We start from the raw sequence: 13,614 nt of genomic DNA, 5'->3' as shown, positions 1-13,614 counted from the left end.
GCCCATGTTCCGCAGCTTGGCCAGCATGGCCCCGGCGACGGCGGCATCGACGTCGGCATCCTCAAACACCACGAACGGGGCGTTGCCGCCCAGCTCCATCGAGGTCCGCAGCACTGTTTCCGAAGCATCGGAGAGCAGGCGGCGGCCCACCTCGGTGGACCCGGTGAAGGAAAGTTTCCGCAGCCGGGCGTCCTTGATCAGCGGACCGGTGGTCGCACCCGCGCTGGACGAGGGAATGACGTTGAGCACCCCAGGGGGCAGGCCCGCTTCCTGCATCACCGCCGCGAATAGCTGGGACGTGAGCGGGGTAAGTTTCGCCGGCTTGAGGACCATGGTGCAGCCGGCCGCGACAGCGGGGGCGATCTTGCGGGTGGCCATGGCCAACGGGAAGTTCCACGGCGTGATCAGCAGGCACGGGCCCACGGGCTTCTTGGTCACCAAGAGGCGGGACTTGCCATCCGGGGAGACAGAATAGCGGCCGAAGGCACGGACGGCTTCCTCGGAGAACCAGCGCAGGAACTCGGCGCCATAGGTGACCTCGCCGCGTGCCTCGGCCAGCGGCTTGCCCATTTCCAGGGTCATCAGCAGCGCGAAGTCCTCGGCGCGCTCGGTGACCAGTTCAAAGGCGCGGCGCAGGATCTCGCCGCGCTCCCGCGGCGGCACCTTGGCCCAGGACTCCTGGGCAGCGGCGGCCGCGTCCAGGGCTGCGGCGCCATCCTCCACTCCGGCATCGGCGATACTCAGCAGGATCTTTCCACTGGCCGGGTCCTCGACCTCAAAGGTCTCGCCGGAGGCCGCCGGACGCCACTCGCCGTTGATGAGCAGGCCAGTCGGGACAGTCGACAATATTTCATTCTCACGCTCTAGGGCCGTGGACATGCTTCTCCTTAATGGATTCATTGCTAGCGCCGGGTTGGCGCAAGTATTTCTTTAGTAACGTCCAGCCCTGGCACCAGGGCACCGCATTTTTGCGAGTTCGGCGCGAGGGTCATACGCCGCAGCTTGAGTAGTGCCCTAGTGGAGATGCCCGGAGTGATGGGCTTCCCGAGCGTCAGCGTGAGCTGTGTCTGCCCAACGCTGCACGCGTGTCGCCTAGCCCGCCATCCCCAGCCTCTCCCCGGGAGTCTGATCCAGTCAGCGACGACAGACGAGATCCGCCCGGCGAGAATCAGCGCAACGCCCGGTTCCCACGCGTCCAGGCGCAAGCCTTGCAGCGGGGGAACCGGGAACCATAGCAGCCTAGTGCCGGTGAGCGGCCTGTGTTGCCGAGATCCAGAGCCAGCGTGCCGGTACTGACGCTGGGTTCCGGTAAGAGTGCGGCGTTCCGGGGTCGATCAGGACGGATTCGCCTGCCTGCAGGTTGTAGACGGTCTCCCCTGATTGGAGCTCGAGTTGCCCGTCCAGCATGACGAGACATTCTTCCTCGTCCGGGTGCGCGTACGGTGCCACCCGTGAGCCCTCGCCGGGTTCCAGCACCGCTTCGATGACCTGGATCGTTTTTGCGTTCGCAGGAGTGACGAGCCGGTCCCGGTAAACGCCGGACGGGTGCTTTACGAGCGCCCGGGGAGCGGGGCTGGCCGCCAAATTTGTTTCATCAGATTCGGCGAGCAGCAGCGACATGGGAACATTCAGGGCCCCTGCTATCCGCAACAGCGACGAGAAGGATGGGTTGGCCTTTTGCCTTTCGATCTGGGAAATAAACCCCTCGGAAAGCCCTGTCTGACGCGCCAGCTCGAGAAGGGTCACGTCCTTGGACCTGCGGATTCTGCGGATACTGGGGCCAGGGGATGTGGCGGCGGGGGTGCCTCCGGAGTTGGCCGTAGGCTCCGCGTCTTCCATGCCGATTACTCCTTCGCCGATTGTGCCTGCCCGATGACGGCCGGTCAGTACATGACCATATCAGTGGGATTGTGGTGGAACCGAGAGTGCCCTCATGCCACTCTCTTGAGCCTTTCAGCGGCTACGGCGGCGATCAGGACCATGCCAATGACAAGCTCCTGGATGTAGCTGGAGACGTGGAGCAAGTTCATGCCGTTGCTCAGCACGCCCAGGAAGAGGACACCGAGTACGACGCGCCACAGAACGCCTTCACCGCCGAAGAGCGAGGTGCCACCGAGCACGGCAGCGGCGATGGACAGCATCACGAAGCTTGCACCCAGCGATGCTTCTCCCGAACCCACACGGGCGGTGAGGAGGATCCCAGCCAAGGAAGCGAGAACGGAGCACAGGACGAACGCCAGTATGACTGTTTTCCTCACGTTGATTCCCGCCACCAGCGCCGCAGCCCGGTTGCCTCCGACGGCGTACATATTGCGTCCGGGCACGGTGCGCGACATAAAGATGCCCATTCCGATGGCGATAACGACACCGAGGAGCACAGGAACCGGAATCCCCAGAACGGAGGAGGTGGCCAGCGCATCGGAAAATATCATCGGGAGCCCGATGATGGGGGCACCCTTGGAAATGATCAGGGCCAGGCCTGTCAGCACAGAAGTGGAACCGAGCGTGGCCATGAAGGACGGAACCTTCCAGAATGCCACGATGCAGCCGTTCACCAGTCCAATCACTACGCCGAGCAGGAGCCCGGCCCCCAGTCCCAGCAGGACGCTTTCCGGTCCGCCGGAGCTTGCCGCGGTCACGGAGGCCACCACCACGCTTGTCAGCGCGACGGTTGCACCGACGGACAGATCCAACTGCGCATTGATCAGTACGATCATCTGCCCCATGGCGATGAGGAGAAGGAAAACGGACTGGCGGGCAACGTTGAGAAGGTTTGACCCGTCCACAAAGCGCGGTTCCACGATGGCAAAGACAACGCACATCAGGATCAGCAGGGCGGGCAGGAGGCCGGTGGTCAGGATGAACTGCAGGCTGCGCCGGGCGGTGGCCGGGGTTACTGTGCGTTCCGGACTAAGTGTTGTCGTCAAAGGTTTTTCTCCTTAAGAGATGGGAAGGGAGGGGCTCACGCCGGGGCTGCGGCGAAGAATGACCTGGCAATGTTTTCTTCTGTGATGTCGGCGCCAGTCAGGTGGGCGGCGATGCGGCCTTCGCGCATGACGTAGACCCTGTCGCTGACGCCGATGATCTCCGTCAGGTCGGAGGAGATCACCACCACGCCGTGGCCGGCATCGGCATAGTTGTCGATCAGACGGTAAACATCGGCCTTCGCTCCGACGTCGATTCCCACCGTCGGTTCATCGAACAGATGGACTTTCGCCGTGCGCATCCGGCCCCTGGCCAAAACGGCTTTTTGCTGGTTGCCGCCCGAGAACTTCCCGGACGTCCGGTCAAGCTGCATGGGTCGCAGGTCCAGCTCCTCGGCGATGCTGTGCGCCAGTTCATATTCTTTCTGTGTCCTCAGGAAACCCTTCCTGGTGATCCGCGCGGGCCGGTGGGAACCCATGGTCATGGATTCGAAGAGCGGGCGGCCCAAAACAAGGCCCTCGGTGCGCCGGTCCGAAGGATAATAGACGAGCCCGCGCTCCAGCATTCCTGCCGGTGACGGTCTGGCGATCTGCTCGCCGTCGAGCTTAATGCCGCCGTCCTGGACCGGGTGCAGCCCGAAACAGGCCCGGGCCAGGTCTGATTTCCCGCACCCGAGCAGGCCGGCGACGCCGACGACCTCGCCGGCGCGCACGGTCATTGAAACATCGCGCAGGGTTGCGCTTCCGAGCCCGGAAACCACGAGGAGTTCCCGCCCAGGTTCCCGTCTCGAGTGCTGGTAGAGCGAGCTCGCCGGGCGCCCGATCATCCTTTCGACGATGATGGCTTCGTCCATCGGTGCATTGAGAGTTTCGATGAACTTCCCGTCTCGGAGGACGGAGACGCGGTCGGCAATGGCCTCCACTTCATGCATGCGGTGCGTGACATAGAGAATGGCGACACCTCGCCGGGCCAGCCCGGTTACGATGCTCAGCAGCTGCCGGCTCTCGTTCTCGCCCAGCGAAGCCGTGGGTTCGTCCAGGATCAGGAGCCTCGCTTCACCCATCAGGGCACGGGCGATCTCGATCAGCTGCTGGGAGGAACGCGGCAGGTCACCGGCACGGGCTTCCAGCGGCAGGTCTGCCCCCAACCCAGACAGGGCGTCGGCGGCGCGCTCGAGCATCTTCTTCCGGTCAACGAGGCCGGACTTGAGAGGCAGTGAACCCAGGGAGATGTTCTCGGCTACCGAAAGCTGCGGGACGATGTTCAGTTCCTGGAACACGGTCCGGATCCCGCCCTTTTCGGCGTCCTGGGGGCCGTCGAAAACTATTTCGGCACCGTCCAGGGCTATTGATCCTCTCGTAGCCTTGTGGACTCCGCAGAGAATCTTGATCAGCGTTGACTTGCCTGCGCCGTTCTCGCCCATGAGCGCATGGATTTCGCCGCGCTTGATCTCGAAGGAGACATCGCTGAGTGCCGTGACACCGGCAAACTTCTTGCTGACATTACGGATGGCCACTAACGGGTTGGCGGTCATGCCTTCTCACCTCCTGAATACGCCAGGACTCCGTTGACGTATGTGCGTTCCACCCGGATGTCCTTCAACTCCGCTTCGGGAACGGTGTGCGGGTCCCTGTCCAGAACCACCATGTCCGCGGCTTTTCCGGGCTCCAGGGAACCGGCCACTTGGTCGAGCCCGATGGCTTTCGCCGCTTCGATCGTGTGCAACCTGAGAGCTTGCGCCACCGAGATGGATTCTTCCGGTTCGATGTGGTTCCCCCAGTAGCTTCTTCGGGACACCGCCGACCAGATGGTGTGTAAGGGATTCGTCGCTCCCGGTTCTCCGCCGAGAGTGATGTCCGAGCTGATGACGGGCGATACGCCTTCGTGCAGCACGGTCCGCAGCGGAAGCCTTCCCGTGCTGCCCGTGGCGGGGAAAAGCATGGGCAGGTAGTCACCGATGAAGTTGTGCAGGAAGCCCGGTTGCATCACGGGGATCACGTTGGCCGCGCGCCATGATGCGATCTCCTCCACCGAGTCCAGCACATTGCCCAAGTGCTCGATGCGCACTGGCGGATGGTCGTGGGCGTCGCCCACGGCAAGAATGGCCTCGATCGCTTCGCGCTGCGCCCTGGTGCCGTTGGTATGGATGGCAATCTGCACGTCTTTGTGGCGCGCAGTCCTGATGGCTTCCATCAGGGCGCCGCGGGAGAGATTGAGTTTGCCCCTGTATCCGGCGCGATGGCCGTGGTCGCGGGAGTAGTCGTCGAGGCTGGCCGCATTGCGTGCGGAGTATCCCCCGTCTGCGAACACCTTGACTCCCCGGGCCCAGACACGTTCGGGCCCGCTGCGTGAGGAAAAGCCGGCCACCCAGTCGCACGCCGCCGCGACCGGGAGCAGCGACGGTGCCATGGCGTAAAGCGCGATCCGTCCGTTGAGACTGCCGGCCGCGACCGCCGCGTCCAGCGCTTCCACGTTACGTGCTGATTCGGCCATTTCACCGAGTGACGTAACGCCATGGGCGAGGAAGTCGTTGTGGAAGGTATCGGAATAGAAGCGCGTCAGTTCCTCGACGCTGCTTTCCGGAATCGGCAGCAGGCCGTCAATCTCTGCAACGACGCCGGTCGGCTGCCCGGCGTCGTCAAGGTGGACCACGGGACTGCCCCACAGGCCCTCGCCGCCGGTGATAAAGCGCTCCACCCCGGCCAAGGCCAGGGCAGGGGTATTGAGCACGGACACGTGGCCGCCGCAGTGCAGGACAATGGGAGTCGTCCTGCTGACCGAGTCAAGTTCCAGCCGGGTCGGCAGCCTGCGTTCGGCGATTTTTTGGTCGAAGAACAAGTTGCCGTAACCGATGAGCCAGTCCCCGACCGTCCGGCCCGCGTTCAGCCCGGTCCGCAGGGCATCGAGAACGTCAGAGATGGTTTTGCACGCCGGTACGCGGCAGTCGATGCCCCGGTGGGTTCCGGCCGCGTACTGGGCGAAATGTAGATGAGGGTCAATGAATCCCGGAAGGATCGTCCGCCCGCCCAGATCGTGGACGGTGACTCCGCGCCGCTGCAGTTCGCCGGCGTAACCCTGGTCACCGACGCCGACGATCTTGCCGTCCTCGACATAGACGACGCGCGCGTTGGGCGCTGCGGTCATGGTGACGACGTTGCCGGTCAACGCAAAGGCATTGGCACCCATCACTTGCCCGCTTCAACGTTGAACGCCGGTGACCAGCCCTGCGGCGCGAAACTTCCGGTGGCGTCGAATTTCGCCGTGTTGTCGTAGCCGTCCTCCTTGGGTCCACAGATCAGGAGGGGCTCCGGGGCGTACCGCTGGATGTCCTTGTCCAGCGGTTTGCGCTCCAGCGTCCGCACCGCAAGGTCCACGGAGATCTTGCCGATCTGGCTGGACTGTTCAGACGGAGCGCATTTCGCCTGCCCGCGTTTGATGAGTTCAACTGCCTGCGGGGTCACGTACGTCCCGTACAGTCCGATGTCCTCGGCCTTGCCCTGCTCGGCCAGGAGCGTCGCGGCGACTTCCATGGTGATTGCCGTGCCGACAATTGCATCGATGTCAGGGTTGGCGGACAGGGTGTCTTCAACGAGCTTCAGCTGGACCTCTTTGCCGGTGTCTCCGTACTTGACATCCACGATTTCGACCGCTGAGCCTGCGACTGCTGCCTCGAAGCCCTTCCGGGACCGCTCCGTCCATCCTGCCCCGGCCGGTCCCGGCAGGAGCGCCACTTTCAGCGACTTCTTCAGGGCTGCCAGGTGGGTGCCGATCATCTTGCCCATGTCCACGTAGTCCTGCAGCACGCGGGCGTCCACCTCTGCGGAGGAGACTCCGTTTCCGACGTCGACCACCGCCACACCCTTCTTCTTCGCTTTGGCGATGGCAGGGTTCAGCGATTCATTGCTGACCGCGCTCAACAGCACCGCGTTCGCGCCAGAGCTGACACAGTCTTCCACCTGCGTGACCTGCTGGGCGACGTTCTCATAGCCCCCCGCATCCGTGGTGGTGAGGGAGACGCCCAACTGCCGCGCCTGCGTGGCCTGACCATAGTTCATCCCCACCCAGGTCGGGTCCTTCAGGTGGGGCAGCACGGAGCAGATGCGCCAGGGTTTAGTGACCTCGCTCCGGTTCAGGGACGTGTAGGTCCCGGGCGTGTTCGGTCCGGTGCAGCCACGGGGGTCCACTTTGGGGGACTTGCAGTTCGTCAGCAGCGCGGGCGCGGACCAGGATTCGCCGTTAACCGGCTCAGCCCCGGCGCTTGCCGTAGCGCACCCGGAGAGCAGGAGAAGTCCGACGGCGGCAAGGGCAACAATTTTCAGTTTCTGGGTTTTCATGCGAGCACTTCTTCCTTGAGGATGGCCGCCGCGGCGTCGATGCGCTGGATCTGCCCGGCGGGAAAACGTTCGGCCGCGAAGTTGATAGATCCCTGTACCCGACGGGATGCCGTGAGCTTCCTGACCAGGGCGGAGCGCGCGTCAAGCAGACCCTTCGGCCACATCGTGCCGACCTTGCCATAGACGCGGGAGTAGCGTTGGACTCCTTCGCTCATCTCGCGCTGGCCTTCCTGCCAGGACTTGAGGGCGAAATCGATGCTGCTGCTGTTGGTAACGGCAATGGCCAGGGCCACGGCGTTGGTCATCGCGACACAGGCCGCTTGGCCCAGATTCGGCGACATGGCGTGGGCGGCGTCGCCCACCAGCGCCGTCCGGCCGCTGTACCACTGGCTGACGTGCACATCGTGGAAAGGCGCCCAGCGTCCTTCGGTGTCGAAAGGGATCCGCTCCAGCTGGGAGCGGAACTCCGGGAAGCTTTCGATCCACGTGGCAGCGTTGAACGGATTCTGTTCGCGGCCCTCGACGTCGTTTGCAGGGCAGCAGAGGAATACGTACGTTTCGTCCGGTGAGCACGGGATGATGCCGATGCGGCGTCCGCCGTTCCACTGCTCGATGGTCTGGTGGACCGGATCGTCGCCCGTCCGGGGGATAAGGTGCCGCCCACCGCCGTCGCGCAGATCCACAAGTTTTTGGCGCAGGCCGAGGGAATCCCGGACTTTGGAGAACACGCCGTCGGCCCCGATGGCAAGGTCAGCCGGGTACTCCTGGCCAGCGGCCGTAGTCAGCGTTCCGTTCGGGGTGGCCCCGGTGACCGGCGAGTCGGTGACGATCTCCACACCCTGGCGGCGGGCCGCGTTGAGAAGACTCTGGTAGAGGTGCCGCCGGCCGACGGTGTAAAGGCGGTGGTTCCGGAGCCACTCGTCCTGGAGCGTACTGCCATCGTGGTCCCGCAGGAACGGAACCTCAACCTTCTCGGCCCGGGAGACAACTTCCTCGTATGCCCCGATGGCTTCCAGCGCCCGTAGGCCGTTTTCCCACAGGTAAATTCCAGCCCCGATCTCCCGGAGGATGGACCCTTTTTCGTGTACCCGCACCGAACATCCGGCCTTGCCGAATGCCGCCGCTGCAGTCAGCCCCGCCAGACCGGCACCCGCGATTTCGATATGCATATAGGTGGCTCCTTTGCCGTCCCTTATGGATCTGCATTTCAGATCCCTTTGAGATGCTAATCACAAAAACTGTGATCAGCAATATTTTTCTTAGATTGCATCAAAGTTTTTTTAACCATGTCTCTGGCCATCACTGGTGAACCATTCAACTGATACAGATCGTCCCGCCAACGCAGGCGACCGGCTCTCCGGCCGGACTAGTCTGATCGAACGGTTCTTTCGTCGAATGGGCCGCAGAAGCACCGTTCCATATTGATCCGAGCTGGATAACCAGTAAGGGCGCGGTTGGGACGCACGCGCTCGGAACTGAAGGCCGCAGATGGCTGCCTCGCCGGCAGAGGCAACGGGCGCGCGGTCGCAGGTTTGCAGGGCCATGACCGAGGGTCGGCCCGGATGAGTCGCTGGCGCGGCTTTGAGTCAATGGGGCCTGGCGGGCGACGTCGGGGAGCTACGCGACTGGGTAGCGTCGACTCGCTGGACCGCGGCTATCCAAGGACCCTAAGCGTCCGGCAGGGATTCCGTAATCACTTCGACGCCGTCGCCCTCATGGATAAGCCGCCGGCCTGCTCCAGCATCCAACCAGATCCAGAAAGCGGACCCGTCTGGCATCCATTCGTCCAGCGGCCGCCGTCTTGCAGGCGGATGCGACTTCCGGCTGGAGCAGTTTCCGCTCCTGTCATCCATACATCGCATCCTTGATGGGTTTTGCCATCATCGGAGGCGAATGGAGTGTTACCCGGAGAACTCCAGGAAGGCCCGGGAATCTTTCTCGTTCCGCCAACGGTCTGTCCTTCCTTCCGCCGAACGGTTGGACCGGAGGCGCCAGCCACTCCACAAGACCTGCTTTTCGCGACTTGTATGTTGACGGACGCGGAATTGACGAGGCGATGTAAGCCGTCCCGCGCCGCACGGACGTTCCACCCGGAATGGATTGGGGGCGCCACTCCGGGCGGAACTGAAACAAGGTATCAAACAGTTGTTGCCTAAACAATTGTGCACGAATCAAGTTGGAACTTGCAGGACAAGAGTCAGGTCTTCCACGCAAGCCTGTTACAGGTCCTCGACTGCATCACGCCCGACAGATCGGCTTTCTCTTGAAGCTGAAGAAATTCTGATCTTGGCCGACATGGGTGCTTGTCCGAGAGGAAAGCCTGCCTTCTCGCCGACCTCCCGGCCCTTAGTTTGTTAGACCCTTGTGTGCCTCCTACGTGCGCGAAGTCAACGAAGCCGACAGCCAGGCTTGGTGGAACCGAGTGAAGGCACTCCGAGGCCCTTATCGGGATGGAACGCTTCTGGCGTGCCTGGGAAGACGTGCGGCTGGAACCCGCTCTTGGCCTCAGCACCTGGACCTAATTGCTGTATTGCCCCGGCATACCCTCTCGCAGTAGATAACCTACTCAGCGGAATCAACCGTTATAGAGGTCTGGATCGTCGCCTGTGCGGACGCCATTTTCCAGTGAGGCGATTTCCGCCATGTCTTCGGCGTCGAGCGCGAAGTCAAAAACGTCGAGGTTTTCGATAAGCCGCCGGCGAGTAACAGACTTCGGAATGACCACATTACCCAGCTGGACGTGCCACCGCAGCACCACCTGAGCGATGGTCTTACCGTGCTTGTCGGCGATGCCGTCCAACACCGGATTTCCAAAGACCCGCCCCCGACCGAGTGGCGACCAGGCAACGGTGAGGATTCCATGGTCCGAGTCGTAGCGGCGCATTGCGTCATTGGGAAAACCGGGGTGCAGTTCGATCTGGTTGGAGACCGGCAGGACCGTCGTTTCCGCGGCTAGGCGTTCGAGGTGTCTGGGCTGAAAGTTCGATACACCGATGGACTTCGCGCGTCCGTCGGCCAGGATCCTCTCAAAGGCCTTCCACGTTTCCACATACCTGTCGACGCCTGGAAGTGGCCAGTGAATCAGATACAGGTCAACGTATTCGAGCCCGAGTCTTCTGAGGCTGGCATCGAACGCTGCCAGGGCAGAATCATAACCGTGACTGTCATCGGCCAACTTTGTAGTGACGTACAGCTCTTCCCGGGGAAGACCGGAGCGCCTGATCCCTTCACCGACGCCGCCCTCGTTTTGATAGAGGGCCGCAGTGTCGATCATGCGGTATCCGACTTCAATGGCGGTCGAGACCGCGTCTGCGGTGCCGGCATCATCTGGTCCGTAGATGCCGAGCCCGATTTGGGGGATGGTGCGCCCGTCACTTTGGGTGAGGAAGGGAACTTTTTGGGTTGCTGACATTGATACTTCCAATGGTTGGAGGAGACGAATCGGTTACGCGAGTGCCTTGAGGATGGCTGCGACAGCGGCTTCCGCTATCGCTCGGTCTTCCTCCATGTCGCTCTTGCCGGAGACGCCCACGGAGCCGATGAATTCGTCCTCGAGATAGATGGGGATGCCACCACCGAGAACGACGAGGCCCGGGACTTGTCCGAGGTTGTGTACCAGCCAGGGATCATCTTTGGCCATCTCCCAGAATTCGTGCGTCGCAAGGCCGTTCCCGGCAACCGAGTGGGCCTTGTCCTGTGCGAGCTGTGACGACTGGAAGGGCGCACCGTCCATTCGGTCGAACGAAATGAGATGTCCTGCGTTATCTAACACTGCGATGCAGGTCAGACAGTTCCTGGTGCGTGATTCTTCGATCGCGCGGTCAATGCCCAAGCGGGCGAGCTCGCGGCTAACAGTGCGTTTGACGAGAAGCTCTGACATGGTTGGTGTCTTTCTTTCCTGTACCCGTTGCTAGCTGGTCTGTGTGGCAAGCAGTTTGTCGAGGTAACGCTTGCTGATTTCGGCGGCGGTTTTGGGGTCACCGTCGTAATAGTCGAGTTCGACCATGAGCCAGTCGTCGTAGCCGGTCTCGCGAATAGCTTGGAGGATGGCGTTAAAGTCGAGTTCGCCCTCGCCGAGCGGCATGAAGCGCTGGGAGCGCGAGTCCCAGTCCTTGAGGTGGACATGTGCGAGGCGGTCGCTATACCGCCGAATGAGTTCTGCCGGGTTTCCGCCGCCGCCCGCCAGGTGTGCGGTGTCGGGACAGAAATGGATTCCTGACAATTTCATGATCTTTGTGAGCGCCTCGGATGTCTCTACCAGAGTGCCAAGGTGCGGGTGGTAGGTCGCCGTGAGTCCAGCAGCTGATGCGATTTCGGTGCACCGGTCGAGTCCGGAAGCCAGCCGCTGAAAATCGCCATCGGCGGGCCCGTGCGCGCGTTGAGCCCCGCCTCCAATGACGAGACGCTGTGCTCCGAAGGTTGCTGCCATGGCCGCGGCTTTCTCGATTTTCGCCATCTCTTCGTTGACGATGTCGTCGAAGATGAAGTTCGCACCCGTGTACACGCTGACGAGGGTGAGGCCGGTTTCTTCGAGGAGGTGGGTAAAGCTTTGCGGCTCGTCAACGAATTCCAGCAAGTTTCCATCGAAGACCTCGGTGCCCGTGTAACCTGCGGCAGCGATGTCACGAAATGCGTCAGCAGTCGAGCCAGCCGTGAGGTAGAAGGAGTCCTTCACACTTGTGACGCCGCCGGGCATCCCCACTACACCGCCCCAGGTGATGGTCGGATATCCGAGTTTCATCGGGCCGCCATGCCCGCGCCGGCGCGGCTGTTCATCTCATCGAGAATCATCGTCGAGATTCGTTCGGCGACCATGTAAGTCGTCAGCATTGAGTTCGCTGCGGGAGTGGTCGGTATCACCGAGGCGTCGATGACCCGGAGCCCGTCAATGCCGTGCACGCGGCCTTCCTGGTCAACTACTCCTCCTCGCTCCGCCGGAGCCATGAGGCAGGTACCGGTGAAGTGGTAGCCTGACGCGGCTTTTTCCTCAATGGCCGCGTCGAGCGCAGAGTCGTCGTTGATTGTGGCCGCGTCCATCCCGAGCGGGGCCTCCAACATGTCAGCCAGCGGCTTTGCGGTGAAGACGTTCCAACCTACGCGCACGAGCTCACGGATGGCTTCCCTGTCTACCTGTGCATCGAGATAGTTGGGATCGACGTCGGGAAGGACGGCGGGGTCCATGGTGCTGATACGGACCGTTCCCAGTGATCTCGGCTTATTGAGAACGCACCCGATTCCGGCGACGTTTTCGATGTCGTCTGTCCCCTCGCCGGCGATGCCGCGGCTGCCTTCCCCCGTTGTGCGCGCGTTCAGATAGGTGAACATGGTCAGCTGGCCATCCAGGGAATCGGGCTGCGCCTTGGTGGACATGCGGTAGGCGGTCTGGAGGCTGAACTGGTTTTCGTCCCAGACGCCTGGCTTGGGAACGGCCATGAGCGGAATGCTGAAGTGGTCGCCGAGATTGTCGCCGACCGGCAGGTCGACAACGAGGTCTGTGCCGAGCGAATTGATGAGTTCGGCCGGGCCGACTCCGGAGCGCTGCAGAATCGCCGGAGTGAGAATGGCTCCCGCCGCGACGATCACTTCTCCGGCATCGATGACAGTGCCGTCGGCTAACTCCACGCCGACGATCCGGGTCCCGTCGAACAGCAGGCGGTTGACCAGGGAGTTGCCGCGCACAGTGAGGTTAGGGCGGTTGCGTGCCGGGTCGAGATGGCTCTCTGCTGTCGAGACTCGACGCCCTCCGATCCGCGTCTGCGGAACGGGTCCGACGCCATGGGCGTTGGGTGCATTCAGATCCCAGACATACGGGGCGCCTGTAGCTTGGGCCGACTCGATGAATGCCGCCTGCAATGGCGCCAGTTCTTCGTCGGTGGCCCTGTTGATTGGGATGGGGCCGTCGTGCCCGTGGATGTCTTCACCGGGAGCCGCGTCGTTTTCGATTTTTTTGAAGAATGGCAGAACCTCGTCCCAGCTCCACCGGGGGTTGCCGAAGGCGACCCATTCCTTGTAGTCGGCAAGGGCGCCACGCAGGGCGATTCCGCCGTTGATCGCCCCGCCGCCGCCAATGAGCCTGGCCTGAGGGACGGAAATCCCGGCGCCTCCGCGGCTGTGTGCGATTAGTCCCCAGTCGTGCCCTGCATTGAAGGTGGGCGCGTGCCCGCGCATAGGAACGTATTTGGCGTCCAGCACTCCTTCGGGAGTAGTGCCGGGGGCGTAGTCTGTTCCAGCTTCGAGCACGAGAATCGAGCTGTCCGTGTTTTCGGATAGGCGGGCGGCGACGATGCAACCAGCGGCGCCGCCGCCCACGATGACGTAGTCAAACTTCTCAGTCATGAGTGTTTCTCCTGTTACT

11 protein-coding genes and 1 pseudogene are annotated in these 13,614 nt (G+C 62.5%); 1 reads left to right on the top strand and 11 read right to left on the bottom strand.

The genetic code is table 11. The features are described 5' to 3' along the window. The 7 genes from ARGLB_RS08075 to ARGLB_RS08045 form a co-directional block, all read right to left on the bottom strand. A partial coding sequence (locus ARGLB_RS08075) for an aldehyde dehydrogenase family protein (protein WP_003800965.1) occupies nt 1-879 on the bottom strand: 879 nt, incomplete at its 3' end. Between the two features lie 360 nt (nt 880-1,239). Further along, on the bottom strand, nt 1,240-1,839 hold the full coding sequence (locus tag ARGLB_RS08070; protein ID WP_003800960.1) for a helix-turn-helix domain-containing protein: 600 nt from the start codon (nt 1,837-1,839) through the stop codon (nt 1,240-1,242). A gap of 92 nt (nt 1,840-1,931) precedes the next feature. Then, nucleotides 1,932-2,927, bottom strand: coding sequence for an ABC transporter permease (locus ARGLB_RS08065; RefSeq protein ID WP_003800958.1), 996 nt, complete (start codon nt 2,925-2,927; stop codon nt 1,932-1,934). Between the two features lie 35 nt (nt 2,928-2,962). Then, a complete protein-coding gene (locus ARGLB_RS08060) occupies nt 2,963-4,459 on the bottom strand; it encodes a sugar ABC transporter ATP-binding protein (RefSeq protein WP_003800956.1) in 1,497 nt (498 codons plus the stop codon). Next, on the bottom strand, nt 4,456-6,111 hold the full coding sequence (locus ARGLB_RS08055; protein ID WP_003800954.1) for an amidohydrolase: 1,656 nt from the start codon (nt 6,109-6,111) through the stop codon (nt 4,456-4,458). The genes ARGLB_RS08060 and ARGLB_RS08055 overlap by 4 nt, the downstream gene beginning before the upstream one ends. Further along, nucleotides 6,111-7,259: a TMAO reductase system periplasmic protein TorT gene (torT, locus tag ARGLB_RS08050; RefSeq protein WP_003800952.1), complete on the bottom strand. Its 1,149-nt coding sequence runs from the start codon at nt 7,257-7,259 to the stop codon at nt 6,111-6,113. Before torT ends, ARGLB_RS08055 begins: the two co-directional genes overlap by 1 nt. Further along, the gene (locus ARGLB_RS08045; RefSeq protein ID WP_003800950.1) at nt 7,256-8,428 is read right to left on the bottom strand and encodes an FAD-dependent oxidoreductase; all 1,173 of its coding nucleotides are present in this window, start codon (nt 8,426-8,428) and stop codon (nt 7,256-7,258) included. The genes torT and ARGLB_RS08045 overlap by 4 nt, the downstream gene beginning before the upstream one ends. Nucleotides 8,429-9,697: 1,269 nt before the next feature. Between ARGLB_RS08045 and ARGLB_RS24430 the strand changes: the two are divergent. Beyond that, a pseudogene (locus tag ARGLB_RS24430) lies at nt 9,698-9,781 on the top strand (DUF4913 domain-containing protein); the annotation flags it as partial. 53 nt (nt 9,782-9,834) lie between these two features. Here the strand turns inward: ARGLB_RS24430 and ARGLB_RS08035 are convergent. Genes ARGLB_RS08035 through ARGLB_RS08020 form a run of 4 tightly spaced genes read right to left on the bottom strand, consistent with a single transcriptional unit; the run spans nt 9,835 to nt 13,595 of the window. Beyond that, nucleotides 9,835-10,671 carry an aldo/keto reductase gene (locus ARGLB_RS08035; RefSeq protein ID WP_003800948.1) on the bottom strand — a complete coding sequence of 279 codons (837 nt, stop codon included), beginning with the start codon at nt 10,669-10,671 and terminating at the stop codon, nt 9,835-9,837. A 33-nt stretch (nt 10,672-10,704) separates the two neighbouring features. Continuing rightward, nucleotides 10,705-11,139, bottom strand: coding sequence for a GlcG/HbpS family heme-binding protein (locus tag ARGLB_RS08030; protein WP_003800946.1), 435 nt, complete (start codon nt 11,137-11,139; stop codon nt 10,705-10,707). Nucleotides 11,140-11,169: 30 nt separating this feature from the next. Further along, a complete protein-coding gene (locus ARGLB_RS08025) occupies nt 11,170-12,000 on the bottom strand; it encodes a sugar phosphate isomerase/epimerase family protein (RefSeq protein ID WP_003800945.1) in 831 nt (276 codons plus the stop codon). Beyond that, nucleotides 11,997-13,595: a GMC family oxidoreductase gene (locus ARGLB_RS08020; protein WP_003800942.1), complete on the bottom strand. Its 1,599-nt coding sequence runs from the start codon at nt 13,593-13,595 to the stop codon at nt 11,997-11,999. Before ARGLB_RS08020 ends, ARGLB_RS08025 begins: the two co-directional genes overlap by 4 nt. Nucleotides 13,596-13,614: the final 19 nt, after the last annotated feature.

The organism is Arthrobacter globiformis NBRC 12137 (genome assembly GCF_000238915.1).
In the GTDB taxonomy this organism is placed as follows: Bacteria; Actinomycetota; Actinomycetes; order Actinomycetales; family Micrococcaceae; genus Arthrobacter; species Arthrobacter globiformis.
Note: the sequence above shows the minus strand (reverse complement) of the source record. Positions and strands in the feature narration are given on the sequence as shown.

Bases quoted from the DNA above. Each gene is read 5' to 3' on its own strand.
- ARGLB_RS08070 (WP_003800960.1), bottom strand. From the start codon at position 1,839: ATGGAAGACGCGGAGCCTACGGCCAACTCCGGAGGCACCCCCGCCGCC.
- ARGLB_RS08060 (WP_003800956.1), bottom strand. From the start codon at position 4,459: ATGACCGCCAACCCGTTAGTGGCCATCCGTAATGTCAGCAAGAAGTTT.
- ARGLB_RS08055 (WP_003800954.1), bottom strand. From the start codon at position 6,111: ATGGGTGCCAATGCCTTTGCGTTGACCGGCAACGTCGTCACCATGACC.
- torT (WP_003800952.1), bottom strand. From the start codon at position 7,259: ATGAAAACCCAGAAACTGAAAATTGTTGCCCTTGCCGCCGTCGGACTT.
- ARGLB_RS08045 (WP_003800950.1), bottom strand. From the start codon at position 8,428: ATGCATATCGAAATCGCGGGTGCCGGTCTGGCGGGGCTGACTGCAGCG.
- ARGLB_RS08035 (WP_003800948.1), bottom strand. From the start codon at position 10,671: ATGTCAGCAACCCAAAAAGTTCCCTTCCTCACCCAAAGTGACGGGCGC.
- ARGLB_RS08030 (WP_003800946.1), bottom strand. From the start codon at position 11,139: ATGTCAGAGCTTCTCGTCAAACGCACTGTTAGCCGCGAGCTCGCCCGC.
- ARGLB_RS08025 (WP_003800945.1), bottom strand. From the start codon at position 12,000: ATGAAACTCGGATATCCGACCATCACCTGGGGCGGTGTAGTGGGGATG.
- ARGLB_RS08020 (WP_003800942.1), bottom strand. From the start codon at position 13,595: ATGACTGAGAAGTTTGACTACGTCATCGTGGGCGGCGGCGCCGCTGGT.